The following is a 26,223-nucleotide window of genomic DNA, read 5'->3' on the forward strand; positions in this document are numbered from 1 at the left end:
CGTCCGCCGTGCCGCCCCCGCGCGGCGGACCTCACGCCGGCGGGACCTTCGCGGTCGCGCGCCGGTGACGGGCGAGCGCGTGCCCGATGTCACGGGTCGCCGGGTACAGCCGCAGATACAGGTCGTAGAGGTCGTCGTAGCGGGACCGCAGACGGGTGTCGGGTGTGACGCGCTCGCGCACCGGGTTCCAGCTGTCGATGTCGGTCCCACCGATCGCGCTCGCCGCCAGGAACGCGGCACCGTAGCTGGCGCCGAGCGTCACCGTCCTGATCTCCTGTTCGAGGCCGGTGACATCGGAGACGATACGGGTCCACAGGCCGCCGCGAGTGCCTCCGCCGACGGCGACGACCCGGCGGATGTCGGCACCGGCCGCGCGCATCGCCTCCACGTTGTGCCGTACGCCGAACGCGGTGGCCTCCAGCGCGGCGCGGTAGAGGTCGCCGCGGGTGTGCTCCACGGTCAGTCCGGCGATCACTCCCCGGGCGTCCGGGTCGGCGACCGGGGTCCGCTCCCCCGCGAAGTAGGGCAGCATCAGCAGGCCCCTGGCGCCGGCTCCGGACGCCTCTGCCTCGGCGAGCAGCGCGTCCGGGTCGCCCTCGCCGAGCAGGTCCCGCAGCCAGTCGGTGATCATCCCCGAGGTGGCCATACCGCCCGCGAGGCTGCGCGTTCCCGGCAACGCGCCGACGGTGCTCCACAGTTCGGGCACGAGCAGCCGCTCCGACACGGTGTTGATGAGGAACATGGTGCTGCCATACATGAGCATCAGGTCGCCGGTGTGCTGGGCGCCGACGCTCAGCGCCTCCGACCAGGCGTCGATCGTCCCCGTGACGACCGGGACGCCGGCGGGGAGCCCGGTGGCCGCGGCCGCCTCGGCGGTGACATGGCCGGCGATGTCACCGGGCCAGCGCAGGGGCGGCAGTTCGAGGTCCGGTGCGATACGGCGCGCCCAGGGCCGGTACCAGTCCTGGGCCGTGGAGTCGTACAGCGGCACGGACTGGCTCGCCGAGTGGTGGTCGAGGACGTAGCGGCCGGTGAGCCGGTTGACCAGGTAGGAGCTGGGCATGTAGAGCCGCCGGGCGCGGGCGGCGACGTCGGGGCGGTGCTCCGCGAGCCAGGCGATCTTGGGGCCCACCGCCTGGGTGGACAGCAGGGATCCGCAGCGCCGCAGGACGGCGTCCCGGCCCAACTCGGCGTCGAGACGGGCGATCTGGGCGGTCGCTCGGGTGTCGACGCCGTAGAGGATCGCCGGGTGCAGCGGAGTGTCCGTCTCGTCGGCGAGGGCGACGCAGGGACCCATGCCGCTGACGCCGACCGCGTCCACGACGGTACCGGGGGCCAGCAGTTCGTGGGCGAGCGAGACGAACTCGTCCCACCAGACGCGGGCGTCCATCTCGACATGGCCGGGCGTGGGGCGGCTGACCGTGTGCGGGCGCGTGGCCGTGCGGAGAACCGTTCCGTCCTCGTCGACCAGCACGCCTTTGCCGCTGGACGTTCCGATGTCGACACCGAGCACCGTCATGCGTTCCCGTCCTCCCGCATCGAGACTCCCGGGACATCGTTCCCCGCTTCGCCACCGATCACCGGTCGCACGGGAGAAGCCGGCGCCGAGCGGCGTGGCGTCGGCCCCCGACCCCGCAGAAGGGGCGTGTCGGCGTCTGCGCGGCCGGGTCAGACGTCCGCGGGTGCGGGCGTCGCCGGCAGCCGCAGGGTGAAGACCGAGCCTGTGCCGACCTCTGAGGTGACCGTGACGGTTCCGCCGTGGGCCGTGGTGAGCTGGCGGACGATGGGGAGCCCGAGACCGCTGCCGCCGGTGCGCCGGCTGCGGGACTTCTCCGCTCGCCAGAACCGGTCGAAGACGTGGCGCAGGTCCTCGGCGGCGATCCCGCTGCCCGTGTCGGCGACCTCGAAGACCGCACTGGCGTCCTCCGAGCGGGCGGCGAGCGTGATCGTGCCGTCGGCCGGGGTGTGGCGGATCGCGTTGGAGACCAGGTTCCCGAGCGCCTGCCGCATCCGGACGGGGTCGGCGTCCAGCCACGGGTCGCCGTCCACCCGGGTGAGCAGGCGGATGCCGGCGGTGTCGGCGGCGACCTTGTGGGCGGCGGCCACCTGGGCGAGGAGTTCGGCGGCGCGGACGGGTTCGCGGTGCAGCCGCAGGGTGCCCGCGTCGGCCGCGGCGAGGTCCTGGAGGTCGTCGATGACCCGCTGCAGGATCATGGCCTCCTCGTGCAGCGAGGCCAGCAGTTCGGCGTCGGGGGCGACGGTGCCGTCGCGGGTCACCTCCAGCCAGCCGCGGATGTTGGTGAGCGGGGTGCGCAGTTCATGGGCGACATCACTGACCATCGCCCTGCGCTGCGCCTCGAGTCGTTCGCGGCGCTCGGTCAGCGCGTTGAACGCCTCGGCGAGGATTCCGGTCTCGTCGCGGGTGGTGACGGGCACGCGGACGTGCCGGTCGGGCGGCTGCTGCGCGGCATGGGTGAGAGCGCGCAGCGGCCGTACGAGCCGGGTGGCGACCACGGCGGTGACGGCCACGGTCAGGGCGAGGACGAGCCCGGTCACGGCGATGACCTTGGCCTTGTTGGCGGGCGACATGTCGAAGCGGGGCAGGGTGCGGCCGCCGGTGCCGAGGAACAGCTCGGCCGTCGGGGCGACGTAGGGGTCGAGCTGCCGGCGACGGGCCTGGGCGATGCAGTCGCCACCCTTCTGTTCCGCCACGGTGGGCGGCGCGTTCCCCGCCTTCCTGACGGGGAGGTTGCCCAGCTCGACGCCCTTGACGGTGAAAGCCACCGAGAGGGGCAGCCGGGCGGGCATGCCCTCCCGCTTCAGACACGTCCCGACCAGGCTCGTCACCGCGGCAATGGCCTTCTCCTCGGTGGGCATCGGGGTGTTCAGCCTTCCGTCGGCGCACTCGGCCGACACATAGGGGTCGGAGACGGCTCCCTCCGCGCCCGTCAGCACGGACCGGCCGCTCGGCGCGGTCTCGACGGTCGCCTCGTAGCCGCCGCTCCGGTAGCACGCCTGCCGCACCAGCGCGAGCTTCCGCACCCGTGCACGCTCGTTCGCCGTCAGCCGGTACGGTCCCACCGCCCGGGGATCGATGCCGCTCAGCTGCGCCCCGGGTTCCGAGTACGTGTCGGTGCGCAGCGGGTCGACGGTGGCGGCGGCCTGCGGCGGCAGGGGGGTGCCGTGGCGCGCGGAGTCGGCGATCGGGACCCGGTCGGGGGTGGTCAGGGCGATGCGCCGGCGGGTGCGGGCGGACAGTGCGCGTACGGTGGGCCCGACGCCGGACCAGTCGGTGTGCGTGGCGGCGTATCCGCTCAACTGCCGCAGGATCTCCGTGTCGTCGGCGAGTGCCCGGCCCTGTTCCTCCTGGATGGCTCGGGTGGTGGTCTGCACCGCCAGCCACGCGGTGGCCGCCACCGAGCACATGGCGATGAGCACCGAGGTGACCATCAGCCGGACGAGGAGGCTCTTGCGCAGCGGTATGCCGCGGCTCACCCGCGCTCTCCGCTGAGCTTGTACCCGACGCCGAACACGGTCAGCAGCCGCGTCGGGCGGCGCGGGTCGGGCTCGATCTTCTTGCGCAGGTTCATGATGTGCACGTCGATCGCGCGTTCGGTGGAGGCCCGGTCGATGCCGCGGGTGCACTGCAGCAACTGCCGCCGGGAGAAGACCCGGTCGGGCTCGGAAACCATGGCGAGGAGGATCTCGTACTCGCCCGGGGTGCAGTTCACGGGCTCGCCGTCGCACAGCACCTCGTGCCTGACCGGGTCGATGTGGATGCCCGCTGCCCGCACGGCGTGCTGCTGGTCGGCGCCCTGGCGTCCGCTGCGCCTGAGCACCGTGCGGATGCGGGCCATCAACTCGCGCGGGCTGTACGGCTTGGTCATGTAGTCGTCCGCGCCGAGCTCCAGGCCGAGCAGGACGTCGTCCTCGGTGGAGCGGGCGGTGAGCATGAGCACGGGGATGTCGTCGTCGCGGCGCAGCACCCGGCACACGCCGAATCCGTCGATCACCGGCAGCATCAGATCGAGGACGACGAGGTCGGGCCGGTGCCGCCGGACCGCCTCGAGGGCGGTCCCGCCGTCGTGGACCACGGTCGCGGTGTGGCCCTCCCGCTCCAGCGAGAGACGTATCAGCTCGGCCTGCATCTCGTCGTCCTCGGCGACCAGCACATGTGCGCACACGCGGCTGATGCTATGCGCAACGGACCGTGGACGGCCCGCGGACGGCCCGTGAAGAGGTCCTTCCCACAGGCTGACAGCTTCCTGACATCAGTGTGCGGATCCGGTCGCGGGGCGGTTCAGCGCGCCAGGGACGTCGCGTCGCCCATCACGACCACCGGGTGCCGATCCGGGTCCAGAGCGCGCAGCAGCGCCTTCATGTCGGCCTCCTTCAGGGTGACGCAGCCGTGGGTGGGGCCGCCGTGGTCGACGTGGAACCAGATGCCTCCGCCCCGGCCGCCCCCGAGCGGGCGGGTCCAGTCACGTGGTGAGGTGCCCGGCTTGCGGTTGTAGTTGATGGCCACCACGTAGTCGAAGGCGCCGGCGAGGGACTCGCCGTCGAAGCCGGTGCCGAGGGCGGTGAAGCCGTGGGAGTGGTCGTACGGCAGCCGGGTGCCGGGGTCGGGCAGGCGCCCTCCGGCGTCGGTGAGAGCGTAGACGCCGATCGGTGAGTGCAGGTCACCGGACGTGTGGTGGTCGGTCCAGCCCATGAGGGCGTTGTGCGCGGGCCACGGCCGGCCTGCCTTCCAGCCGGAGTCGGTCCGCTCGTACAACACGACGGTGGAATCGGACGAGTTCCGGCCCTTCCCGGTCACCACGACCACCTGGCGCGCGTTCGACGGTATGCCCGCCCGCGTTCTGGGCCCGAGGCCGGGCAGTTCCCCGGGCGCGTCCGGTGTCGCCGCGGGTGAGGACGCGGGTGCGGGCGTGCCCTCGGCCCCGTCGGCGGCGACGGCCGCGCGCGTCTGTGCCGCCCCGCCGCCCGACTGGCACCCGGCCAGCAGCAGGGAGGCGGCGAGCACGGCCGCCGGTACACGTATTGCTGTGATCATCCTTCGACAGTGACTCAGACATGTAAGGAAGTGGTCAGGAGGCGACCCGTTCGAACCGAACTACGCATGAACGAACAACGAGTTGTTGCCGTTTCAGGACAGTCGTGATCTTGGCGGAGGGGAGCCCTCCGGGACAGGATGCCCGCATGAAGGGTGATCTCTTTTCCAGTGACCACATGGTGCAGCCCGCCGCCGCCCCGGGCATGTCCCTGCAGAACGCGAAGTCCATCCGGTACGTCGTCGGCGGCGAGATGTTCGCGCGGCAGGGCTCGATGGTCGCCTACCGCGGGGACCTGAGGTTCGAACGCAAGGGCCAGGGCGTCGGCGGAATGCTCAAACGGGCGGTCACCGGTGAGGGGCTGCCGCTGATGTCCGTGCGCGGACAGGGCGAGGCGTGGTTCGCGCACGAGGCGCAGAACTGCTTCATCGTGGACGTAGAGCCGGGCGACGAGTTCACCGTCAACGGGCGCAACGTGCTCTGCTTCGACGCGAGCCTGTCGTACGAGATCAAGACCGTGAAGGGCGCCGGGATCGCCGGCGGCGGGCTGTTCAACAGCTTGTTCACCGGGCATGGCCGGCTCGGCCTGATCTGCGAGGGCAATCCGCTGGTGATACCCGTCTCGCCCGAGCTGCCGGTGTTCGTCGACACCGACGCGGTGGTGGGCTGGACGGCCCGGCTGCACACCTCGCTGCACCGGTCGCAGTCCATCGGCTCGATGCTGCGCGGCGGCTCGGGTGAGGCGGTGCAGCTGAAGCTGGAGGGCGAGGGGTACGTCGTCGTACGGCCCAGTGAGCTGACTCCGCAGAAGGAGCACTGACGGAAAGGGGCCCCGCTTCCAAAAACGAGCGGGGCTTCCTCTGATCAGCGTCCGGCCGGGTGGACGCGGCCGAGAGCGCACCACCGGGACGCGACTGAACATATTTTCGAATCAGCGGAGTACGCTGCCTGTATGGCCACGCATCTCCAGGGCTCGCTGTTCGACCAGACCGACGACATCCGTCTCGGCTCGCTCGACGGGCTGCGGCGGACTCATCTGGACGCGGGGGCGTGGATCGATGTGCTGCCGGGCTGGCTCAGCGGGGCCGACGCGCTGTTCGTGCAGCTGGCCGAGGAGGTGCCCTGGCGCGCGGAGCGGCGGCACATGTACGACCACACGGTGGACGTGCCGCGGCTGCTCGCCTTCTACCACGCCGGGGACCCGCTGCCGCACCCCGTCCTGGAGGAGGCGCGCGAGGCCCTGTCCGCGCACTACGCGAGGGAGCTCGGCGAACCCTTCGTGACGGCCGGTCTCTGCTACTACCGGGACGGCCGGGACAGCGTCGCCTGGCACGGGGACCGCATCGGCCGGGGCGCACGCGAGGACACCATGGTCGCCATCCTGTCCGTGGGCGTGCCGCGCGATCTGGCGCTGCGGCCGCGCGGCGGCGGGCAGGCCGTCCGGCGTCCGCTCGGGCACGGGGATCTGATCGTGATGGGCGGTTCCTGCCAGCGGACGTGGGAGCACTCGATCCCGAAGAGCAGCCGGGCGACCGGGCCCCGGATCAGCATCCAGTTCCGGCCGGCCGGGGTGGGCTGACCCGGATCAGGGCATCAGCTGTGCCTGTACGGCCGGTGCCCAGCGGTCGGCGATGTCGTCGAGGTCCGCTGCGCGCAGGTGGGTGCCGCGGGCGATGCCGAACATCACGCCGAGGCCCAGCAGGGCGCTCACCGCGAGTTCGGCGCGCAGGCCCGCGTCGGGACCGCGCAGACGCGCGGCGAGGCGGTCGCTGACCTGGGTGCGGAAGTTGGCGCGCAGGATGTCGCCCTGCTCGCCGTGCAGGGGCGCGAAGACGATGCGCAGGAGCGGGTCGGCGCCCTGGCGCGTCTGGCTGAGCAGCACATGGCGGACCATGTGCCGGCCGAGGTTCTCGAGCGGCGCGTCCAGCAGGGCGGCGGCATCCGCCTCGAAGGACATCACCTGGGAGAAGAGAGTGTCCTTGTTGCCGAAGTACTTCAGGATGAGCGGCGGGCTGACCCCGGCCCGGTCGGCGACCGCCTTGAGCGTGATGTCCGCGTGCGCGTGCCGGGCGAGCAGATGGCGGGCGGCGCGCAGGATGGCGGCCTTGGTGGTCTCGGCGTCGCGGCGGGCGGGGGCGGTGGCCGGTGACGTGGTCACGGTCCTCAGGCTCCTTCCAGCGCCGTGTCGGGCGACGGCGTCCTGCGCCCGGGGGTGCCGCCCGGGGTACGGTCCCGCGGGATGGCCAGGGCGGTGGCACACGCCACGAGGGCGACCGTACCCGCCATCGCGAACGCCAGCAGATAGCCGTGCAGCGTGGGGACGGGGGCGCCGCCCACCAGGGCGGTGTGGTGGACCAGGACGGCGGCGACACAGGCGCTGCAGATGGCCTGGCCGATGGTGCGCATCAGCACGTTGACGCCGTTCGCGGAGGCGGTCTGCCCCGCCGGCACGGCACGCAGGATGAGGGTGGGCAGCGCCGAGTAGGCGAGGGTCGTGCCGGTGGCGACGACGGACGCGCCCACGATGATCATCCACAGGTGGCGGCTGTCCGCGATGCGTACGGCGTATCCAAGGGTGAGCACGGCCGCGCCGACGGCGAGGGTGGTCCGGGGGCCGCGGGCCGCCGAGATGCGGGCGGAGACCGGGGAGAACAGCAGCATGATCACTCCGCCGGGCAGCAGACACAGACCGCCGCCCACGATGGACAGGCCGAGCCCGTAGCCGGTGGCCCTCGGCGCCTGGACGAGCTGTGCGGTCACCAGTGAGTTGGCGTAGAAGCCGAAGCCGACCAGCAGGGCGGTGAGGTGCGGCAGGGCGACGCCGGGGCGGGCGGCCAACCGCAGGTCGACGAGGGGCCGTTCGGCGCGCAGCTGTTGCAGGCACCACAGTGCGAGGACCAGCACGCTGCCCGCGAACAGGCCGAGGATCCGCGCGCTCCCCCATCCCCACTGGCCGCCCTGCGACACGGCCAGCAGCAGACAGACCAGCCCTGCGGCGAGGCCGAGTGCGCCGAGGACGTCGAAGCGTCCGGGGGCGCGGACGGGCGACTCGCGCACCGCCCACCGGGCGAGGACGAGACCGACGGCGCCGAGGAAGCCGGTCACCCAGAACATGGCGTGCCAGTTCACGTACTGGATGACGAGCGCGGCCAGCGGCAGGCCGAGGGCGGCGCCGACGCCGACGGTGGAGCTCATGAGGGCGACCGCGGATCCGGTGCGCTCGGGCGGCAGTTCGTCGCGCAGGATGCTGATCGACAGCGGGACGACCGCGGCGGCCGCGCCCTGGAGCGCCCGCGCCGTGATGAGCACGCCGATGTCGGACGAGAGCGCGCAGAGCACCGAGCCCAGCGTCATCAGGGCCAGTGCGGTCAGCAGCACCCGGCGCTTGCCGTACATGTCCCCGGCGCGTCCGAGCACCGGGGTGAGCACCGCTCCGGACACCAGGGTGGCGGTGACCATCCAGGAGACGGCGCCCGCGGAGGCGCCGGTGAGGCGGGGCAGGTCGGGCAGCAGGGGGACGACGACCGTCTGCATGACGGCCATGAGGATGCCGCCGAAGGCCAGGGCGGGGACCGCGGGCCGGTCGCGCGCTTCCGGCCGCCCGGCCGGTCCGGCGGGTATGGGGACCATGCGCACTCCAGTGGATCGGCCAGGGGGGGCAATGACGGTGAATAGCGATTCACCGTAGCGGGTGAATGGCCATTCACCCAAGGCTTTGTGGCCGTTCACCCAAGGCTTTGTCGCCGCCGACGTCGTCCGGATCCCCAACAGCCCGGCCAGGGGCGGCGGTTCGCGTCACATGTGGGGCGTGAGCCGGGCCACGAGACGGCCGCCAGGAGAGAAAGATCCACTTCCAAACCCCCCACACAGGGCGGAATTTCCCGTTCCGACGCTCCCGCGATCAGGCGCGACAGCAAGATCATCTTCGTTCAACTTTGTAGGACACGGCGGCAATTGTCCTGATCGCAGCCAACCACCTTCCGTCGATTTCCAGGGCTCACCGGTTGGCGGATAGGCAGGACGCGTCGCATCAACCCCCCCTCGACCGGAGGATTCGTATGCCCCGAATCACCCGCCGCCGTGCCCTCGCGGCAGGCGCCGCCGTCGCCACCACCGCCGGCCTGCCCGCCCCGTCGGCCGCAGCCCCGGGCCACGGCAACAGCCACAGCAACAGCAACGGCGACGGTGCGCCGGAAGCCTTCGACGAGGTCTATCGGGGCCGCCGGATACAGGGCCGCCCCCTGGCCGGCGGGCACCACCACGGTGGTGGATACGGCGTGTTCATCGACGGTGTGGAGCTGCACGTCATGCGCAACGCGGACGGCAGCTGGATCAGCGTGGTCAGCCACTACGACCCGGTCCCGAGCCCGCGCGCCGCCGCGCGCGCAGCCGTGGTCGAACTGCGGGGCGCCCCGCTCGTCCCCCTCACCTGACCGCCCGCCCCAGCAGCTTTCGGAGCCTGACGCACATGACCGTACGCAAGAACCAGGCGACCCTCACGGCCGACGAGAAGCGGCGGCTGGTCGCCGCGCTCGTGGAACTGAAGCGCAGCGGCCGCTACGACGCCTTCGTCACCACCCACAACGCCTTCATCATGGGCGACACCGACACAGGGGCACGGACGGGGCACCGCTCGCCGTCGTTCCTGCCCTGGCACCGCAGATTCCTGATCGAGTTCGAGCGGGCGCTGAAGTCCGTCGACTCCTCCGTCGCCCTGCCGTACTGGGACTGGACCGCCGACCGCTCGCCGCGCTCCTCGCTGTGGGCACCGGACTTCCTCGGCGGCACCGGGCGCCCCCTGGACGGACGGGTGACGGACGGCCCGTTCGCCGCGTCCACCGGCAACTGGCCGCTCGCGGTGCGCGTGGACGGCCGCACCTATCTGCGGCGCTCGCTCGGCGGTGGCGGACGCGACCTGCCGACCCGGGCCGAGGTCGACTCGGTGCTCGCGATGTCCACCTACGACATGGCGCCCTGGAACAGCGTGTCGGACGGCTTCCGCAACCATCTCGAAGGATGGCGGGGCGTCAACCTGCACAACCGCATCCATGTGTGGGTGGGCGGTCAGATGGCCACCGGGGTCTCCCCCAACGACCCGGTCTTCTGGCTGCACCACGCCTACGTCGACAAGCTGTGGGCCGAGTGGCAGCGCCGCCACCCCGGCTCCGGCTACCTTCCCACGGGCGGCACGCCGGACGTCGTCGACCTGGAGGAGCCGATGAGGCCGTGGAACGACGTGCGCCCCGCCGATCTGCTTGACCACAGGGCGTACTACACGTTCGACACCGACTGACGGTCGGGGCCCGGACGTTGCCACCGACCGACGGCTAGGTCCCGGGCAACGGACAGCCGGTTTTCACGGGGTTGTGACAGGGTTTCCGGGTTCTGTCAGCGCGAGGACGACGCCCAGGGCCCGACGCCGCCGATGCGCTCGATCGTGTAGCGCACGATGAACCCGGGTCCCCTGGGCGCCGGGAACTCGGCGTCCGGGGCCATGTACACCTTGGCGAGGCGGTTGAGCAGGTCCCAGGCGCCGTCGCTCGGCTCCACCGCGGCCCGCGCCCGCAGTACGGCGTACTCGTTCAGGAAGGCTCCGGGCACGCGTGGGGCGTCGAAGGACAGCACGACCCGCGGGTCCCGGTCGATGTTGCGCAGCTTCACGTGCCGCGCCATATGGCCGCTGACGATGTCGTCGCCGTCCAGTCCGATCCAGATGACGGTCACCTGAGGGCTCCCGTCCGGGTTGATGGTGCTCAGATGCGCCATGGGGCCGGACTCGATCAGCTCCCGCAGCTGATCCGGCAGACGGCTGTTCCCGTTCATGACTCAGGAACGTACCGCTCCGCGCGCGAGGGCGTCCGGAAGCCCGGAAAAGTCGTCTCAGGTGTCGCCGGCCGTACGGCACTCCGGGTGGCCCCAGCCCTGGGCGTTCTTGGCGATGGGCTCGCCCGCCGCGTACGGGCGGCCGCACACGCAGCGGCCCGGGAACTTCGCCTTGATCGTGCGGGAGGTGGTCCGCTTCCGCGCGGGCGCGGCACGGCGGGCCGGGGCGGCGGCGGCCGGCTCGGGCGACGGCGGCGGCTCCGGGGAGCCGTGGGCGCTGCCCGCCGGTTTCTGCACGGTGGCCGCCTGGCTGGCGGCACGGTCCGCGAAGTCGTTGAGGCGGTCGCCGCCGACCTGGTGGGCGGGCACGTAGCGGAACTCGACCTCGCGACCCGCGAGCAGCTCGTCGATGCGGACGACCAGTGCCTGGTTGGCGACGGGCTTGCCGGCGGCGGTCTTCCAGCCGTTGCGCTTCCACCCGGGCAGCCAGGTGGTGACCGCCTTCATCGCGTACTGGGAGTCCATGCGGATCTCCAGCGCGATGCCCGGGTCCACCGCGCTCAACAGCCGTTCGAGCGCGGTGAGTTCGGCGACGTTGTTGGTCGCGGTGCCCAGCGGGCCGGCCTCCCAGCGGCTCGGGATCTCGTCGACGTCGGCGACGACCCAGGCCCATCCGGCGGGTCCCGGGTTTCCCTTCGAAGCCCCGTCACAGGCGGCCACAACACGTTCAGGCATGCCCCTGATCATGCCACGCCCCTGCCCGCCCCGGTCCCGGGGCGGGCAGGGGGCGGGCACCCGCGCTGTCCGGAAGGCGCAGGCCGATCGGGGCGGCGGCGTGCGGGACGTACGTGGTGCGGTGGCCGGCCATGAGTCCCGCGGTCCCATGGGGATCGGCCAGGGCGGTGGGCGACGCCGGCAGGGGCACGGGCCGTGCCACGCTCCGGCCGTCCCGAGCGCGGGGCCGTGCCGCGCGCCGGACCGTCGGCGTGGCGACACTGGAAGGAGGCAGTCGTGGACGGGACGGGGCACGTGATGCACGCATGGGTGGTGGACCGGCCGGGGCCCGTCGAGCGGGAGCCTCTCGCCTTCGTGGAGCGGCCGGCCCCGATGCCGGGCCCCGGTGAGCTGCTGGTGCACGTGCGGGCGTGCGGTGTGTGCCGTACGGATCTGCACGTGGCCGAGGGGGACCTGCCGGTGCGGCGGCCGGGGGTGACGCCCGGGCACGAGGTGGTGGGCGTGGTGGCCGGGATCGGCGGGGGCGTGAGCGGGTGGGCGAGCGGCGACCGGGTGGGCGTGGCGTGGCTGCGCCGCACGGACGGCACGTGCCGGTACTGCGTGCGCGGCGCCGAGAACCTGTGCCCGGCCTCCGAGTACACCGGCTGGGACGCCGACGGCGGCTACGCGCAGTACACGACCGTGCCGGCCGCCTTCGCCTACCGGCTGCCGGAGGCGGTGGACGATGTGGCGCTGGCGCCCCTGCTGTGCGCCGGCATCATCGGCTACCGGGCGCTGCTGCGGACGTCCCTGCCGCCGGGCGGTCGCCTCGGGCTGTACGGGTTCGGCGGCAGCGCGCACCTGTGTGCGCAGGTGGCGCTGGCGCAGGGGGCCACGGTGCATGTGCTGACCCGGGACGAGGCCTCGCGGGGGCTCGCGCTGCAGCTCGGGTGTGCGTCGGCGGGCGGTGCCTTTGACGCGCCGCCGGAGCCGCTGGACGGGGCGATCCTGTTCGCGCCGGCCGGTGATCTCGTCCCGGTGGCGCTGCGGGCGCTGGACCGGGGCGGGGTGCTGGCGGTCGCGGGCATCCATCTGAGCGACGTCCCGGCCCTGCGGTACGAGAGCGAGCTGTTCTACGAGAAGGAGTTGCGCAGCGTCACCTCGAACACTCGCGAGAACGGCCGGGAGTTCCTGGACCTCGCCGCCCGGTACGGCGTACGGGCGACCACGCACCCGTACCCGCTGTCGGAGGCGCAGCGGGCGCTCGCCGATCTGAAGGCGGGGCGCTTCGACGGGGCGGCCGTGCTGGTGAACGACCTCTGAGAGTCAGCCGGTGGGCAGGTGCATCAGGCGGGCGATGGTGCGCAGAACGCCGTTCTCCGTGTTGGGGGGCGCGAGGTAGCGGGCGCGGCGGACCACGTCCGGGTGGGCGTTGCTCATGGCGAAGGACCACTCGGCGGCGTCGAGCATCTCCAGGTCGTTGAGGTAGTCGCCGAACACCAGCGTCTGCGCCGGTGTGATGCCGAGGTCGCGCTGGAGCCTGCGCAGGGCGGCGCCCTTGTTGGCGGTGCGGTTCATGATGTCGACCCAGTGCTCGCCCGAGACCACGACCTGGTGGGTGGCCGTGAGCGGCTCCAGGGCGGGGGCGGTGGTGCGCTCGACGGGTCCGAAGTCGAAGAGGGCCACCTTGAGGAACTCGTCCTCCACGGTGGTGAGGTCGTCGACGGGCTTCAGCAGGGCGTAGTACCTGCTTGCCTCGGCCATGAAGGCGTCGTCCGTGCGCTCGACGTAGGCGGAGTTCTTTCCGCACAGGACCGCCCCGACGTCCACGCCGTCGGCCGCGAGCCGCCGTGTGGTCGCGATGACGCGGGCGGCCACCGCGGGGTCGAGGGGGTCGGAGCTGAGCTCCACGCCGTCGCGGACGACGTACGTGCCGTTCTCGGCGACGAACACCATGCCGTCGTCCGCTTCGGCGAACTGCCGGGCGAGCGTGGCGTACTGGCGGCCGCTGGCGGGGCTGAACAGCACCCCGCGGCGGCGCAGCTCGGCGAGGAGGGGCCACAGCCCGTCGGGGATGCGTCCGCTGCCGTCGAGGAGCGTGCCGTCCATGTCGGTCACGACGAGCCGGATGTCGACAGGGTCGCTCGGCAGCTCGGAGGCGGTGAGGAGGCAAGCGGGCGTGGCGGACATGTCCTGCTTTCTGTGGGAGGCCGAGGGAGGGGGTCCGGCCGGGGGTCTGCTGTCCTCGGCGCCATTGCCTCGTCAGGCACCCGATGATAGTCGGCGCTCTTCTTCGAGGTGAGCGAGGGTGCTCCTGGGGATCGGCAGCCCGACGCGACCTCGACCGGGATACCGAACGGTCCGGGACTAGGCTCGGGCGCGCAGGACGTCCCTCTCACACGGCTTCACACGACCGCCGTTTTTCCGGAAGACTTCTGCAAAGTTTCGAGAGTGCGTCCCGGAGCAACGGAGGTGGGGCAAGTGGCAGCGCACGAGGCCGACGCGGAGGAGGCACAGGAGGAGCGCGGCAAGGTCACGATCACGGAGATCGCCCGGCAGGCGGGGGTCTCGGTGCCCACCGTGTCCCGTGTCGTCAACGGACGCTCCGACGTGGCCCCGGGGACCCGTGCCCGGGTCGAGGACCTGCTGCGCCGGCACGGCTACCGCAAGCGCGCCTCGGCGGCCGGCACCCGCGCCGCCCTGCTCGACCTGGTCTTCAACGACCTCGACAGCCCCTGGGCCGTGGAGATCATCCGGGGGGTCGAGGAGGTGGCCCACGCCGCCGGGGTGGGCACGGTGGTGTCGGCGATCCACGGGCGCTCCGGCGACGCCCGGGAGTGGATGCAGAACCTGCGGGCTCGGGCCTCCGACGGGGTCATCCTCGTCACCTCGGTGCTCGAGCCGGTCCTGCACGAGGAGCTGCGCATCCTGGGCGTGCCGATCGTGGTCGTCGACCCGGCCGGCTCCCCCGCCCTGGACGCGCCCACCATCGGCGCGGCCAACTGGTCGGGCGGCATGGCGGCCACCGAGCATCTGCTGAGCCTCGGGCACCGCCGCATCGGCCTGGTCGCGGGCCCGCCCCGGCTGCTGTGCTCGCGGGCCCGGCTGGACGGCTACCGGGCGGCGCTGGAGGGCGCCGGGATCGCCGTGGACGAGTCCCTCATCGTGCCCGGCGACTTCTACCACGAGTCCGGGTTCACCGGCTGCAACACCCTCCTGGACCTGCGGGAGCCGCCGACCGCGATCTTCGCGGCGAGCGACCAGATGGCGCTGGGCGTGATCGAGGCGCTGCGGCGGCGCGGGCTGCGGGTGCCGGAGGACATGAGCGTGGTGGGTTTCGACGACCTTCCGGAAGTCCGCTGGTCGGCTCCGCCGCTGACCACCGTGCGCCAGCCCCTGGCGGATATGGGCAAGCTCGCCGTGCGTACGGTGCTGCGACTGGCCCGGGACGAGCAACCGGACTCGCCGCGCGTGGAGCTGGGCACGGAGCTGGTGGTGCGGGCCAGCACGGCGCCGCCGAAGAAGGCGGGCTGACGCGTGTGGCCCGGCGGTGCGGACACCGTCGGGCCACGACGCGGGACGCCCTTACTTCCCTCCCAGTGCCTCCCGCAGCGCGAAGTACGCCGGCTTGGGCCGCAGTTGCTCGTCCCACGGCAGGGCGGCGCCCTCGCCGGGGAAGAACGCCGGGATCCACGAGTACTTGTCCGTGTAGTCCCACACCGTGATCCCGACGCAGCGGCGCACCGCCAGGCACGCCTCCGTCAGGTCGCGGTACCAGGTCGCCTGCTGGGCCGACTTCTCGTCGGTGACGGGCAGTTGCATACGGACGTCGACCTCGGTGAGCGCCGTGTCGAGGCCGAGCCGTGAGAAGCGGCGCAGGTTGTCCTGAAGCGTGGACGGATAGCCGTACTGCAGGGCGAGGTGCGCCTGGAGGCCGATGCCGTCGAGCGGGACGCCCTGCGCCTCGAGGTCCTGGGCGAGTCGGTAGTAGGCGTCGCTCTTGGGACCGGTGCCCTCGATGTTGTAGTCGTTGAGGTACAGCTTGGCGTGCGGGTCGGCCTGGTGGGCCCAGCGCAGCGCGTCGGCGATGTAGCCGGGGCCGAGCGTCTTGTACCAGATGGTCTCGCGGTAGGTGCCGTCCTCGTTGAACGCCTCGTTGACGACGTCCCAGGAGTAGACCTTGCCCCGATAGTGCCGTACCTCGGTGGTGATGTGCTTCTTCAGCACGGCGCGCAGCTCGTCGGGCGTCCAGTCGCGCGAGGTCAGCCAGTTCGGCAACTGGCTGTGCCAGACCAGGGTGTGGGCGCGGACGCGCTGGTGGTTCCTCCGGGCGAGGTTCACGATCTCGTCGCCCTTGGTCCAGTCGAAGACGCCCTGCTCGGGCTCGGTGGCGTACCACTTCATGCCGTTGCCGGGGGTGATCATGTCGAACTCGCTGCCGAGGAGCGCGGTGTAGGCGCCGTCGGTCAGTTCGGGGTTGTCCGTCGCGCTGCCGAAGTAGCGGCCGTGCCGCTGGGCGAGTTCGGCCAGGGTCGGCGGCTTCTCCTTCGCCTGGGCCGCCGGTCCGGTGGCGAGGCCGGCGCCCACGAGGAGCGCGGCGAGGGCGCCGGCGATTCTGAGCCGGGTACGGGACGGGGTGGTGGTGCGCATGGTGCGACTCCTCACAGTCAGGTGTGTGCTTGAGCCGTACGTTCGCGGGACGGGTGCGTCATCCCTTGGTGGCGCCCGTGGTGAGGCCGCCGACGAGCTGGCGTTCGGCGACCGCGTAGAAGGCGAGGGCGGGGACCATGGCCAGGACGAGGTACGCGAAGACGCGCGCGGTGTCCGAGGCGTACTGGCCCTGGAACTGCTGGACGCCGACCGGGATGGTCCACCACTTGGGCTCGTTGAAGACGAGCAGCGGCAGCAGGAAGTTGTTCCAGCTGCCGACCACGGCGAGGACGGAGACGGTGCCGAGCGCGGGCCGCGCCATCGGCAGCAGCACCCGCCAGAAGAAGCCGAACGGGCCGCAGCCGTCGAGGGTGGCCGCCTCCTCCAGTTCGCCGGGGATCTCCCGGAAGAAGCCGCGCAGGATGACGATCGTCATCGGCAGTCCGAAGGCCGCCTGGGGGAGGATCACGCCGAGCGGGTTGTCCAGCAGGCCCATCGAGCGCAGCAGCAGGAACAGGGGCAGGACCGCCACCGCGAAGGGGAACATCAGCCCCACCGTGAACAGCGTGAACAGCACCTCGCGACCGCGGAATGCGAACCGCGCGAAGGAGAAGGCGGCGAGCGCGGAGACCGCGACGACGAGGACGGTCGTGGCCACCGCGATGAACGTGCTGCTGCCGACCATCCGCCAGAACCCGCCCGAGCCGAGGATGCCGGTGTAGTTGGACGTCACCCAGGGATCGGGCAGTCCGATCGGATTGCGGGAGAGCTGGTCGGTGGACTTGAAGCCGGACAGCAAGGCGTACAGCACGGGTACGGCCATCACCGCGCCGACGACGACCAGCACGGCGTGCACCGGCAGGGTGCGCGTCCGGGTGGCGCCCTTGCGCGGCCGTCCGGTGGTGGGACGGCCGGTCCTGGTGAGCGTCATGCGCCGCCTCCTCGCATCGTGGTGGTGGCTCCTTCCAGGTCGCGGCGCAGGACGAACCGCTGGTAGGCGAGGGCGAAGACGAGGCTGATGCCGAACATGACCACGCTGATGGCGCTGGCGTAGCCGACCTGGTAGCGCTTGAAGCCGTACTGGAACATGGTCACGGCCATCGTCTCGGAGTGGTGGTCGGGGCCGCCCGTGGTGACCACCCAGACCAGGTCGAAGAGCTGGATCGAGCCGATGACCGACAGGAACGCGCTGATGCGCAGGGTCGGGGCCAGCAGTGGCAGGGTCACTCTGCGGAACCGCTGCCAGGGCCCCGCGCCGTCGATCAGCGCCGCCTCGGTCAACTCGGCCGGGATGGACTGCAGTCCGGCCAGGTAGAGCATCATGTGGAAGCCGAAGTACTTCCACATCATGACGAGGAACAGGGTCGCCATGACGGTGGAGGGGTCGGAGAACCACTTCCCGCCGAGACTGCCGAGGCCGATGTCGCTCAGCAGGTGGTCGGCGAGGCCGTCGTCCGGGGCGAAGAGCATGCTGAACAGCACGCCGGTGATGGCCTCGGACAGCACGTAGGGGGCGAAGAACAGCATCCGGTACACAGCCCGGCCGCGCAGCCGCTGGTTGAGCAGGACGGCCATGGCGAGCGCGAAGGGCAGCTGCAGCGCGAGCGACAGGACGACGAGCACCAGGCAGCGCCACAGGTCGCCGAGGAACACCGGGTCCTTGAAGAGCCGCGTGAAGTTGTCGACGCCCGTGTAGTCCGAGGGCATGCCGAAGCCGCCCCAGCGGAAGAACGCCGCGTACACGGCGAACAGCAGCGGCAACAGGACCAGCACACCGAACAGCACCAGGGCGGGGAGCTGGAAGGAGACCGCGGTGAGCCAGTGCAGCGCGCGACGCCTGGCCCGCCCGCGGGCCGCGGCGGCGGGCGGGGGCGGGGCGACGACACCGGGGCCGGACCGCTTGTCCGGGAGGAAGGTGGAGGTCATCGCCGGCTACTGCTCTTCCTTCGCGGTCTTGGTGATCGACTGCGTGACCTGCTCGGGCGACTTGGAGCCGGCGATGAGGGCGGCGACGCTGTCGTTGACCTCCTGGCCGACGGCGGGCGCGTAGGCCTGGTCGAGGTAGAGCTGGAAGCCGGTGGCGGTCTTCAACTGCTCGTTGACCACCTTGAGGTTGGGGTCGGTCAGGGCGTCCGCGGCCGCGGTGACGACCGGGATGACTCCGGTCCTGGTGACCAGGGTGCGGTCGGTGGCGGCGGAGGCGAAGAACTTCAGGAAGTCGATCGCGGCCTGCGGTGCGCCCTTGCGGACGGCATGACCGCCGCCTCCGCCGAACACCTCGGTGAGGGAGCCCTTGCCGCCCTCGACCGTGGGGAAGGGGAAGAAGCCGAGATCCTTGCCGAGGCCCTTGCCTTCGCTCTTCTCCACCTGGGGTGCCCACTGGCCCATCAGTTCCATGGCCGCCTTGCCGTTGCCGACGGCCGCGGCCTGGCCGTTGGGGCTGGAGTAGGCGGCGCCGAGGAAGCCCGTCTGGAACGGCTGGAGTTGGACCAGGTCCTTCAGATGCTGCCCGGCCTCGACGAGCCCGGCTCCGGTGAAGTCCTTGCTGTCGCTGGCCTTCTGGAGTGCGCCGATGCCGGCGGTGCGCATGGCCAGGTAGGCCCAGTAGTACATGCCGGGCCACTTCTCCTTGCCCGCCAGGGCGATGGGCGTGATGCCGGCGGACTTCAGCTTGCGCACGGCGTCGAGGAAGGCGCTCCAGGTGGTCGGGGGCGCACTGATGCCGGCCCGCTCGAAGAGCGCCTTGTTGTACCAGAAGCCGATCATTCCCATGTCGAACGGGATGCCGTAGACCTTGTCGTCGAGCAGGTACGGCTGCCGCGCGACCGACAGCAGGGAGCCGCTCCAGGACTTGGTGCTGTCGGTGAGGTCCTCGACGAGCCCGGCGTCGACCTGCTGCTTGAGGACGCCGCCGCCCCAGGTGTGGAAGATGTCCGGCAGCTTCCCGGAAGCGGTCAGCGCGGTCATCTTCGACTTGTACGCCTCGTTCTCCAGCGCGACGATCTTGATCTTCACCTTGGGGTTCTGCGCCTCGAACTGCCGGGCGAGGGAGGCCCAGACGCCCTTCGCGGGGTCCGTGGTGGTGATGTTCCACCACTCGATCGTGGTCGTCCCCGACGACCCTCCGTCCGAGCCGCCGCCTCCGCAGGCGCTCAGTGCCGTCATTCCGAGACCGGCGGCGGAGGCGGCCAGGAAGCCGCGGCGGGACAGAGCCGGGTCGCCCATCATGAGCTCCTTGGGGTACGGGACGGAACGTCCGCATCCGTCCGATGAGATGTCACAACAGCCAGGACTGAAAAGTTTCCGAAACGCTCCGGAAATGGGACTGCTGCCGCACCCTAGAGACAGCCCACGAAACGTGGCAACCCCCTGTACGCCGCGAATTCTCACCCAACCGGGAACGCTCCCAGAGGCGTTGACAGCCTCCAGGCCGCCCCGTAACTTCCGAGCACATCCGTCCGAGAATTTCTGACGGATTCCGGAAACCCCTGGGATCAAGGAGTTCCATGGTCCAGCCCTGGCAGGACACGACGCTGCCCGCCCCCGTACGCGCGGCCGATCTGCTGGCCCGGATGACCCTGGAGGAGAGACTCGCCCAGCTGTACAGCGTCTGGCCCGGCTCCTCCACGGAGGGCGAGGACGTGGCGCCGCTCCAGCACGAGATGTCCGAGGACGTCGACCTCGACGCCCTGCTCCCCCATGGACTCGGTCAGTTGACCCGCCCGTTCGGCACCGCTCCGGTGGACCCGGCCAAGGGGGCCGCTCGTCTGGCGGACCTCCAGCGCAGGGTGTCGGCGGCGAACCGCTTCGGCATCCCCGCCCTGGCCCACGAGGAGTGCCTGACCGGCTTCACCGCCTGGCGCGCCACCGTCTTCCCGACACCGCTGGCGTGGGGCGCGTCCTTCGATCCCGCCCTCATCGCCGAGATGGCGGCCGGCATCGGCGACGGCCTGCGCGAGGCCGGCATCCACCAGGGGCTCGCGCCCGTGCTCGACGTGGTGCGCGATCCCCGCTGGGGCCGTACCGAGGAGTCGATCGGCGAGGACCCGTATCTGGTCGGGACCATCGGCACGGCCTATGTACGCGGCCTGCAGTCCGCCGGGGTCATCGCCACGCTGAAGCACTTCGCGGGCTACTCCGCCTCGCGTGGCGCCCGCAACCACGCGCCCGTGTCGATCGGCCCCCGGGAACTCGCGGACGTGATCCTTCCGCCGTTCGAGATGGCGGTGCGCGACGGCGGGGCACGGTCGGTGATGCCCGCCTACAACGACCTGGACGGGCTGCCCGCCCACGCCCACACCCCTCTGCTGACCGAACTGCTCCGGGAGGCATGGGGGTTCGAGGGCACGGTCGTCTCCGACTACTTCGGCGTGACCTTGCTCGAGTCCGCCCACCGCGTGGCGGACTCTCCGGGCGGGGCCGCCGCGCTGGCCCTGACCGCGGGCGTCGATGTGGAACTGCCCGCCGTACGCTGCTTCGGCACCCCTCTGCTCGAGGCGGTCCGCTCCGGAGAGGCGCCGGAGCGGGCGGTCGACCGGGCCGTGCTGCGCGTGCTGACCCAGAAGTGCGAACTCGGGCTGCTGGACCCGGACTGGGAGCCGCAGCCGCCACCGGTCCTCGACCTGGACCCGCCGCGACTGCGGGAGTTGGCGGCGCGGGTCGCCGAGGAGTCGGTGGTGCTGCTCGCGAACGCGGACGGTGTGCTGCCGCTCGGCGACGGCGGCCGGATCGCCGTCATGGGCCCGCTCGCCGACGATCCGGCCGGGATGATGGGCTGCTACGCCTTCCCGCGCCACGTCGGCGTGGAACACCCGGACGTGCCGATGGGGGTGACGGTGCCGACCGTACGGGAGGCACTGGCGGCCGAGTTCCCGGGTGCCCGGCTCGTCGACGACCCCGCCGGGGCGGATCTGTGCGTCGCGGTGCTCGGGGACCGCTCCGGGCTGTTCGGGCGCGGCACCTCGGGCGAGGGCTGTGACGCACCCGACCTGCAACTTCCAGAGGGGCAGGGCGAGTTGCTGGACGCCCTGCTGGAGAGCGGGACTCCGGTGGTCCTGGTCCTGCTGGCGGGGCGGCCCTACGCGCTGGGTCGCTGGGCCGACCGGCTGGCCGCCGTGGTGCAGGCGTTCTTCCCCGGTCAGGAGGGCGGCCGGGCCGTCGCGGGGGTGCTGTCCGGCCGGGTCAACCCGTCCGGGCGGCTGCCGGTGAGCGTGCCGCGGGACCCCGGTGGGCAGCCGTGGACGTATCTCACCCCGCCGCTGGGACACGTGAGCGGGGCGAGCTCCATCGACCCGACGCCGCTGTTCCCTTTCGGGCACGGGTTGTCGTACACGCGGTTCGACTGGGAGGCGCCGCAGGTCGACGACCTCGCTCCGGCCACGGACGGCGAGACGTCGCTGCGGCTCACGGTCCGCAACACCGGGGACCGGGCCGGCACGGAGGTCGTGCAGATCTACCTCCGCACCCCCGTGGCCCGGGTGGCGCGTCCGGTGACGCGGCTGATCGGTTACGCGCGGGTGCCGCTGCGGCCGCAGGAGTCCGCGGTGGTCCACGTCACGGTCCCGGCCGACGCGGCGGCGTACACGGGGCCCGACGGCTCAAGGATCCTCGAGCCGGGGCGCCTGTTCGTCGATCTGGCCGCCTCCAGCACGGACACCCGCCGCACGGTCGAGCTGATGCTGACGGGCGAGAAGCGGGTGGTCGGGCACGACCGCCGGTTCGGGTGCGAGGTGAGCGTGAAATAGCCGGGCCTTCCCGGCCACCCGGGTGGAACGATGGCCGCGGGCCCACATCGTCACCGTGAAAAGGGAGGCGCCCCGCGTGAAGTTCGTCCTCGAGGTCGACATGGGCGAGAACGGCTGGGAGGGGAACGCCGCCGAGGAGCTGGGGCGGATCCTGCGGTACTGGGGCGGGAACCTGAAGCACTGCGAGATGAAGCCCGGGGACGGGTCGGCCGTATACGACTCCGCCTACCGGGAGGTGGGACGCTGGGCCGTCACGGCCGAGTGATTCCGGGGGCCGGCCGGCAGCCCCACTCTGTCCGGCCGGCCCCCGGCGGGGGATCGCGTGGCGTGTCGCGACAGGGCTCGCACTCCCCAGTCACGAGCCTTGGATCCATGCTCGCGTCAGTCCGCGCGACCCCGGTCCGTCAGAACTCGAAGACGGCGGTCCCGTAGGAGTTCTTCACACACTCGTTGGCGAAGGTGCGCTGGTAGTCGACGCGCTTGCCCTGCCAGACGCCCTGCACGGTGACGACCACCGGGTTGTACAGCTTGGTGCACATCACGCCCTCCTGGTACGACAGGGCGTCCAAGTCGCCGCCGGCGGCGCGCAGTTCCGCGCAGGCATCGGGGGCGTCCGGATGACTGCCGGAGGCGGTCGGGGCGCAGTTCAAGGTCACGGCGCGCTCGGGGGTGGCGGTGGTGGCCTGCTGACCGTGGCCCATGGTCAGCACGAGCGCCGACGGGGCGTAGAGGGTCGCGGGGGCAGCGGTCGGGGCGGCGAGCGCGGACCCCGTGAGGGGGCCGCAGACGGCGGTGGCCGTCAGGGTGAGGGTCGCTGCCCAGCGCGCGGTGTTCGGCATTGTGTGCATCCTTCCGCTCGGTTCGGGTCGCCGGCACGGCCCCGACGGAGCCTGTGCCGGAGCCGTCCGGTCGGGTGCCGGTTCGGCGAGCGCGAGTCTGCCGACTCCTGACACGAAACTCACATCGACCCCTCACATTTCAGTAACTTTGAGTGTTGAATCAGTGGCGTGATGTCACAGAAATCGAACGCTCAAGGCCCGAAACTGAGCGGGTGAGGGTCACTGGAATCGGTCGGATGGCCGGATTCCCCCGCCTCGGCAATCGGCCTGAAACATTCCGCTTATCGGCTTGAGCAAGCGCCGTCTTCCGTCGGGGCGAACGGCCGGCCGCCGCCACGGCTCGCCGAGGCCCGCGCCCGCCAGGAAAGAGGCGGCCGTGGAGGAGGGGGCCGAACCCGCCGGTTCGGCCCCCTCCTCCACGGCCTTTGCGGCACCCCGTCACCCTGCGGCGGGATCGCCCCGTTCGGCGCCGGCCCGCTCCCCCGCGCCTCCCTCGCCGACCCGGGTCGCGCCGGACGGCGGCGGTCCCGTGACGGTCACGCGGGCCGGGCGCAGCAGGCGGTCACCGACCCGATAGCCGGGCGTCAGAATCTCCGTGCACGTCAGGCCGCCGGCGTCCGGGGCAACGACATGCGTGACCGCCTCGTGCCGCTCGGGGTCGAAGGGCTCGCCCTCCTCCCCGAACGCCTGCAGACCCACCGAGCCCAACTGGGTCTCGAGGACCTCCGCGACGGCTTTGAGGCCCGGCGTCATCGCCTCCTGTCTGCGGGCGGCCTCGACGGCGTCCAGCACGGGCAGCAGTGAGCGCAGGACGTTCTCGACGGCGATCTCGCGCACCGCCATGCGGTCGCGCCGCACCTGCTTGCGGTAGTTGTCGTACTCGGCCTTCACCCGCTGCAGGTCGGCGGTGCGCTCGTCGAGCAGACGCCGCAGCTCCGTGCTCCGCGGCCGGCTCCGGTCCATGGTCAGCCCGCCCGTGACGTGTCGTCGTCGTCCACGATCTCGGCGTCCACGACCTCCTCGTCGGCCTTGGCACCGCTGCCCGCCGCGGCACCGCTGCCCGCCGCGGCACCCTGCTCCGATGTCGTGCCGCCCTCGGCGCGCGCCTTGTCGTACATGGCGGTGCCGATCTTCTGGGCCGCGGCGGCGGCCTTGTCGATGGCCTGCCGGATCGCCGCGGTGTTGTCGCCCTTGAGCTGCTCCTTCAGTTCGGTGATGGCACTCTCCGTCTCGCTCCTCGCGTCGGCGGGGATCCGGTCCGCGTTGTCGGCGATGAGCCTCTCCGTCTGGTAGACGAGTTGCTCGCCCTGGTTGCGGGTCTCGGCCGCCTCCCGCCGCTTGCGGTCCTCCTCGGCGTGCTGCTCGGCTTCGCGGACCATGCGGTCGATGTCGTCCTTCGGCAGGGCGGAGCCGCCGGTGACGGTCATCTTCTGCTCCTTGCCGGTGCCGAGGTCCTTCGCCGCGACGTGCATGATCCCGTTGGCGTCGATGTCGAAGGAGACCTCGATCTGCGGCACTCCGCGCGGCGCCGGCGGCAGACCGGTCAGCTCGAACATGCCGAGCTTCTTGTTGTACGCCGCGATCTCGCGCTCGCCCTGGAAGACCTGGATCTGCACGGACGGCTGGTTGTCCTCCGCCGTGGTGAAGATCTCCGAACGCTTCGTCGGGATCGTGGTGTTGCGCTCGATCAGCTTGGTCATGATGCCGCCCTTGGTCTCGATGCCCAGCGACAGCGGCGTGACGTCCAGCAGCAGGACGTCCTTGACCTCACCCTTGAGCACACCCGCCTGCAGCGACGCGCCGACGGCCACGACCTCGTCCGGGTTGACACCCTTGTGCGGCTCCTTGCCGGTCAGCTCCCGCACCAGGTCGGTCACCGCGGGCATCCGGGTGGAACCACCCACGAGGATCACGTGGTCGATGTCGGACAGCTCGATCCCGGCGTCCTTGATCGCCTGGTGGAACGGCCTCTTGCAGCGCTCCAGCAGATCGGCGGTCAGCTGCTGGAACTGGGCGCGCGTCAGCTTCTCGTCCAGGTGCAGCGGGCCCTCCGAAGAGGCCGTGATGTAGGGCAGGTTGATGGTGGTCTCGGAGGAACTCGACAGCTCGATCTTGGCCTTCTCGGCGGCCTCACGCAGCCGCTGCACCGCCATCTTGTCCTTGGACAGATCGACGCCGTAGGCGTTCTTGAACTGCTTGACCAGGTGGTCGACGATGCGCTGGTCCCAGTCGTCGCCGCCCAGGTGGGTGTCGCCGTTGGTGGCCTTGACCTCGATCACGCCCTCGCCCATCTCCAGCAGGGACACGTCGAAGGTGCCGCCACCGAGGTCGAAGACGAGGACCGTCTGGTCGTTCTCCTTGTCGAGTCCGTACGCCAGCGCCGCCGCCGTCGGCTCGTTGATGATCCGCAGGACGTTGAGCCCCGCGATCTCCCCGGCCTCCTTGGTGGCCTGCCGCTGGGTGTCGTCGAAGTACGCGGGCACGGTGATCACGGCGTCCGTGACGTCCTCACCGAGGTAGGCCTCCGCGTCCCTCTTCAGCTTCTGCAGCACGCGCGCGGAGATCTCCTGGGCCCGGTACTGCTTGCCGTCGATGGTGCCGCTCTCCGGGAAGCGCCAGCTCTGGTCGTCCATGTGACGCTTGACGGAGCGCGCGGTGCGCTCGACGTTGGTCACCGCCTGCCGCTTGGCGACCTCGCCGACCAGCACCTCGCCGTTCTTGGCGAAGGCCACGACCGACGGCGTGGTCCGGGCGCCCTCGGTGTTGGTGATGACGGTGGGTTCACCGCCCTCGAGGACCGCGACCACCGAGTTCGTGGTGCCGAGGTCGATACCGACCGGACGTGCCATGGGGGTTCCCTCCTCGTCGTCCGTCTTCCTCCAGCGGGTCAGAGGGTCCGTTCCACCCGAACCGGGCCCGCGCGCAGCAGGGGCGCCCGTGCCGGGAACCGCCCCGTGGCAGTCCTCACGACGGCCGCGACACCACGCACCGGGGCGGGGGCCGCAGCGGGCGTGGCGCGCCGCCGGCGGTCCAGGGCCGCGCGTGCGGCGGGGTCACGGAGCGTCTCGTAGGCGGCGAGCACCCGCGAGAGCGCCTCCTCGGTCACCTCGTCCGACCGGGTGTCGGGGTGCAGTCGGCGCACCAGGCGCCGGTACGCCGAGGTGATCCGCTCGGGCGAGGCCGAGGGATCCACCCCGAGGACGTCGTAGGGGTCCGGCGCGGCACCGGTGGCCCTCCGCGTGTCCACCGTCCCACCTCCTCGCCGACTGCGAGCGGCCCGGCGGCTGCCCCTCCGGGCTGCGGCTTTGCACCTGACTTCCTCACTAGTCTGGATAAAACTTGAGTCGCCTCTTGTCAAGCCTGGCCTGGCGAGGTATAGGGGTGTCCGTAGGCACCGGTGGA

General features: G+C 71.6%; 25 protein-coding genes. 8 read left to right on the top strand and 17 right to left on the bottom strand.

All coding sequences use genetic code 11. The annotated features are described in order from the left end of the window. Nucleotides 1-31: 31 nt before the first annotated feature. The 4 genes from ACIRC0_RS26120 to ACIRC0_RS26135 form a co-directional block, all read right to left on the bottom strand. Nucleotides 32-1,519, bottom strand: coding sequence for an FGGY-family carbohydrate kinase (locus tag ACIRC0_RS26120; protein WP_403619971.1), 1,488 nt, complete (start codon nucleotides 1,517-1,519; stop codon nucleotides 32-34). A 149-nt stretch (nucleotides 1,520-1,668) separates the two neighbouring features. After that, the gene (locus ACIRC0_RS26125) at nucleotides 1,669-3,495 is read right to left on the bottom strand and encodes a sensor histidine kinase (RefSeq protein WP_403619974.1); all 1,827 of its coding nucleotides are present in this window, start codon (nucleotides 3,493-3,495) and stop codon (nucleotides 1,669-1,671) included. Then, nucleotides 3,492-4,184 carry a response regulator gene (locus ACIRC0_RS26130; protein WP_403619977.1) on the bottom strand — a complete coding sequence of 231 codons (693 nt, stop codon included), beginning with the start codon at nucleotides 4,182-4,184 and terminating at the stop codon, nucleotides 3,492-3,494. Before ACIRC0_RS26130 ends, ACIRC0_RS26125 begins: the two co-directional genes overlap by 4 nt. Before the next feature lie 116 nt (nucleotides 4,185-4,300). After that, the gene (locus tag ACIRC0_RS26135) at nucleotides 4,301-5,053 is read right to left on the bottom strand and encodes a L,D-transpeptidase family protein (protein ID WP_403619980.1); all 753 of its coding nucleotides are present in this window, start codon (nucleotides 5,051-5,053) and stop codon (nucleotides 4,301-4,303) included. 146 nt (nucleotides 5,054-5,199) lie between these two features. Here ACIRC0_RS26135 and ACIRC0_RS26140 point away from each other — a divergent pair, with 146 nt between their 5' ends. Next, nucleotides 5,200-5,871 carry an AIM24 family protein gene (locus ACIRC0_RS26140; RefSeq protein ID WP_200423002.1) on the top strand — a complete coding sequence of 224 codons (672 nt, stop codon included), beginning with the start codon at nucleotides 5,200-5,202 and terminating at the stop codon, nucleotides 5,869-5,871. 132 nt (nucleotides 5,872-6,003) lie between these two features. Next, nucleotides 6,004-6,630 (top strand): alpha-ketoglutarate-dependent dioxygenase AlkB, encoded by a 627-nt coding sequence (locus ACIRC0_RS26145; RefSeq protein ID WP_403619983.1) that lies wholly within the window; start codon nucleotides 6,004-6,006, stop codon nucleotides 6,628-6,630. A 6-nt stretch (nucleotides 6,631-6,636) separates the two neighbouring features. Here ACIRC0_RS26145 and ACIRC0_RS26150 read toward each other — a convergent pair whose 3' ends face one another. Together ACIRC0_RS26150 and ACIRC0_RS26155 are read right to left on the bottom strand one after the other, a co-directional pair. Further along, entirely contained in the window at nucleotides 6,637-7,218 is a 582-nt protein-coding gene (locus ACIRC0_RS26150; RefSeq protein ID WP_403620365.1) for a TetR family transcriptional regulator, read from the bottom strand. Continuing rightward, a complete protein-coding gene (locus ACIRC0_RS26155) occupies nucleotides 7,215-8,681 on the bottom strand; it encodes an MFS transporter (protein WP_403619985.1) in 1,467 nt (488 codons plus the stop codon). Before ACIRC0_RS26155 ends, ACIRC0_RS26150 begins: the two co-directional genes overlap by 4 nt. A gap of 428 nt (nucleotides 8,682-9,109) precedes the next feature. On the opposite strand from ACIRC0_RS26155, the gene ACIRC0_RS26160 reads away from it, so the two are divergent. Together ACIRC0_RS26160 and ACIRC0_RS26165 are read left to right on the top strand one after the other, a co-directional pair. Next, on the top strand, nucleotides 9,110-9,484 hold the full coding sequence (locus ACIRC0_RS26160) for a tyrosinase cofactor (RefSeq protein WP_403619988.1): 375 nt from the start codon (nucleotides 9,110-9,112) through the stop codon (nucleotides 9,482-9,484). 35 nt (nucleotides 9,485-9,519) lie between these two features. Then, nucleotides 9,520-10,344 (top strand): tyrosinase family protein, encoded by an 825-nt coding sequence (locus ACIRC0_RS26165; protein ID WP_403619991.1) that lies wholly within the window; start codon nucleotides 9,520-9,522, stop codon nucleotides 10,342-10,344. Between the two features lie 95 nt (nucleotides 10,345-10,439). Here ACIRC0_RS26165 and ACIRC0_RS26170 read toward each other — a convergent pair whose 3' ends face one another. Both ACIRC0_RS26170 and ACIRC0_RS26175 read right to left on the bottom strand, forming a co-directional pair. Continuing rightward, nucleotides 10,440-10,874 (bottom strand): PPOX class F420-dependent oxidoreductase, encoded by a 435-nt coding sequence (locus ACIRC0_RS26170; protein ID WP_403619993.1) that lies wholly within the window; start codon nucleotides 10,872-10,874, stop codon nucleotides 10,440-10,442. A gap of 57 nt (nucleotides 10,875-10,931) precedes the next feature. Continuing rightward, a complete protein-coding gene (locus tag ACIRC0_RS26175) occupies nucleotides 10,932-11,621 on the bottom strand; it encodes a ribonuclease H (RefSeq protein ID WP_403619996.1) in 690 nt (229 codons plus the stop codon). A 285-nt stretch (nucleotides 11,622-11,906) separates the two neighbouring features. On the opposite strand from ACIRC0_RS26175, the gene ACIRC0_RS26180 reads away from it, so the two are divergent. Next, entirely contained in the window at nucleotides 11,907-12,911 is a 1,005-nt protein-coding gene (locus ACIRC0_RS26180) for a zinc-binding alcohol dehydrogenase family protein (RefSeq protein WP_403620368.1), read from the top strand. A gap of 3 nt (nucleotides 12,912-12,914) precedes the next feature. Here the strand turns inward: ACIRC0_RS26180 and ACIRC0_RS26185 are convergent, their stop codons facing one another. Further along, nucleotides 12,915-13,778, bottom strand: a complete 864-nt coding sequence (locus tag ACIRC0_RS26185) for a Cof-type HAD-IIB family hydrolase (protein ID WP_403619999.1) — start codon at nucleotides 13,776-13,778, stop codon at nucleotides 12,915-12,917. A gap of 291 nt (nucleotides 13,779-14,069) precedes the next feature. Here ACIRC0_RS26185 and ACIRC0_RS26190 point away from each other — a divergent pair, with 291 nt between their 5' ends. Continuing rightward, the gene (locus tag ACIRC0_RS26190; RefSeq protein ID WP_403620001.1) at nucleotides 14,070-15,122 is read left to right on the top strand and encodes a LacI family DNA-binding transcriptional regulator; all 1,053 of its coding nucleotides are present in this window, start codon (nucleotides 14,070-14,072) and stop codon (nucleotides 15,120-15,122) included. A 51-nt stretch (nucleotides 15,123-15,173) separates the two neighbouring features. On the opposite strand, the gene ACIRC0_RS26195 is transcribed toward ACIRC0_RS26190, so the two are convergent. From ACIRC0_RS26195 to ACIRC0_RS26210, 4 genes are read right to left on the bottom strand one after another with little or no spacing between them, the layout of a single operon-like run. Next, complete coding sequence (locus ACIRC0_RS26195; protein ID WP_403620004.1) at nucleotides 15,174-16,238, bottom strand: endo-1,4-beta-xylanase; 1,065 nt, start codon at nucleotides 16,236-16,238, stop codon at nucleotides 15,174-15,176. A gap of 58 nt (nucleotides 16,239-16,296) precedes the next feature. Then, on the bottom strand, nucleotides 16,297-17,169 hold the full coding sequence (locus ACIRC0_RS26200; RefSeq protein ID WP_403620007.1) for a carbohydrate ABC transporter permease: 873 nt from the start codon (nucleotides 17,167-17,169) through the stop codon (nucleotides 16,297-16,299). Beyond that, nucleotides 17,166-18,164 carry a carbohydrate ABC transporter permease gene (locus ACIRC0_RS26205; RefSeq protein ID WP_403620011.1) on the bottom strand — a complete coding sequence of 333 codons (999 nt, stop codon included), beginning with the start codon at nucleotides 18,162-18,164 and terminating at the stop codon, nucleotides 17,166-17,168. The genes ACIRC0_RS26200 and ACIRC0_RS26205 overlap by 4 nt, the downstream gene beginning before the upstream one ends. 6 nt (nucleotides 18,165-18,170) lie before the next feature. Continuing rightward, a complete protein-coding gene (locus ACIRC0_RS26210; RefSeq protein ID WP_403620014.1) occupies nucleotides 18,171-19,463 on the bottom strand; it encodes an extracellular solute-binding protein in 1,293 nt (430 codons plus the stop codon). Nucleotides 19,464-19,744: 281 nt separating this feature from the next. On the opposite strand from ACIRC0_RS26210, the gene ACIRC0_RS26215 reads away from it, so the two are divergent. Together ACIRC0_RS26215 and ACIRC0_RS26220 are read left to right on the top strand one after the other, a co-directional pair. Continuing rightward, entirely contained in the window at nucleotides 19,745-21,982 is a 2,238-nt protein-coding gene (locus ACIRC0_RS26215) for a glycoside hydrolase family 3 N-terminal domain-containing protein (RefSeq protein WP_403620017.1), read from the top strand. Nucleotides 21,983-22,058: 76 nt separating this feature from the next. Continuing rightward, nucleotides 22,059-22,247 (top strand): hypothetical protein, encoded by a 189-nt coding sequence (locus ACIRC0_RS26220; RefSeq protein WP_403620019.1) that lies wholly within the window; start codon nucleotides 22,059-22,061, stop codon nucleotides 22,245-22,247. A gap of 139 nt (nucleotides 22,248-22,386) precedes the next feature. Here ACIRC0_RS26220 and ACIRC0_RS26225 read toward each other — a convergent pair whose 3' ends face one another. The 4 genes from ACIRC0_RS26225 to ACIRC0_RS26240 all read right to left on the bottom strand — a co-directional run bounded on the left by ACIRC0_RS26225 (nucleotide 22,387) and on the right by ACIRC0_RS26240 (nucleotide 26,068). Then, entirely contained in the window at nucleotides 22,387-22,821 is a 435-nt protein-coding gene (locus tag ACIRC0_RS26225; RefSeq protein ID WP_403620022.1) for a protease inhibitor, read from the bottom strand. 438 nt (nucleotides 22,822-23,259) lie between these two features. Further along, nucleotides 23,260-23,784 carry a nucleotide exchange factor GrpE gene (gene grpE / locus ACIRC0_RS26230; RefSeq protein ID WP_403620025.1) on the bottom strand — a complete coding sequence of 175 codons (525 nt, stop codon included), beginning with the start codon at nucleotides 23,782-23,784 and terminating at the stop codon, nucleotides 23,260-23,262. Nucleotides 23,785-23,786: 2 nt separating this feature from the next. Next, entirely contained in the window at nucleotides 23,787-25,670 is a 1,884-nt protein-coding gene (gene dnaK, locus ACIRC0_RS26235) for a molecular chaperone DnaK (protein ID WP_403620028.1), read from the bottom strand. A 38-nt stretch (nucleotides 25,671-25,708) separates the two neighbouring features. Further along, a complete protein-coding gene (locus ACIRC0_RS26240) occupies nucleotides 25,709-26,068 on the bottom strand; it encodes a J domain-containing protein (protein WP_403620031.1) in 360 nt (119 codons plus the stop codon). Nucleotides 26,069-26,223: the final 155 nt, after the last annotated feature.

Source organism: Streptomyces sp. NPDC093984, from assembly GCF_044764595.1.
Taxonomy (GTDB): Bacteria; Actinomycetota; Actinomycetes; order Streptomycetales; family Streptomycetaceae; genus Streptomyces; species Streptomyces cynarae.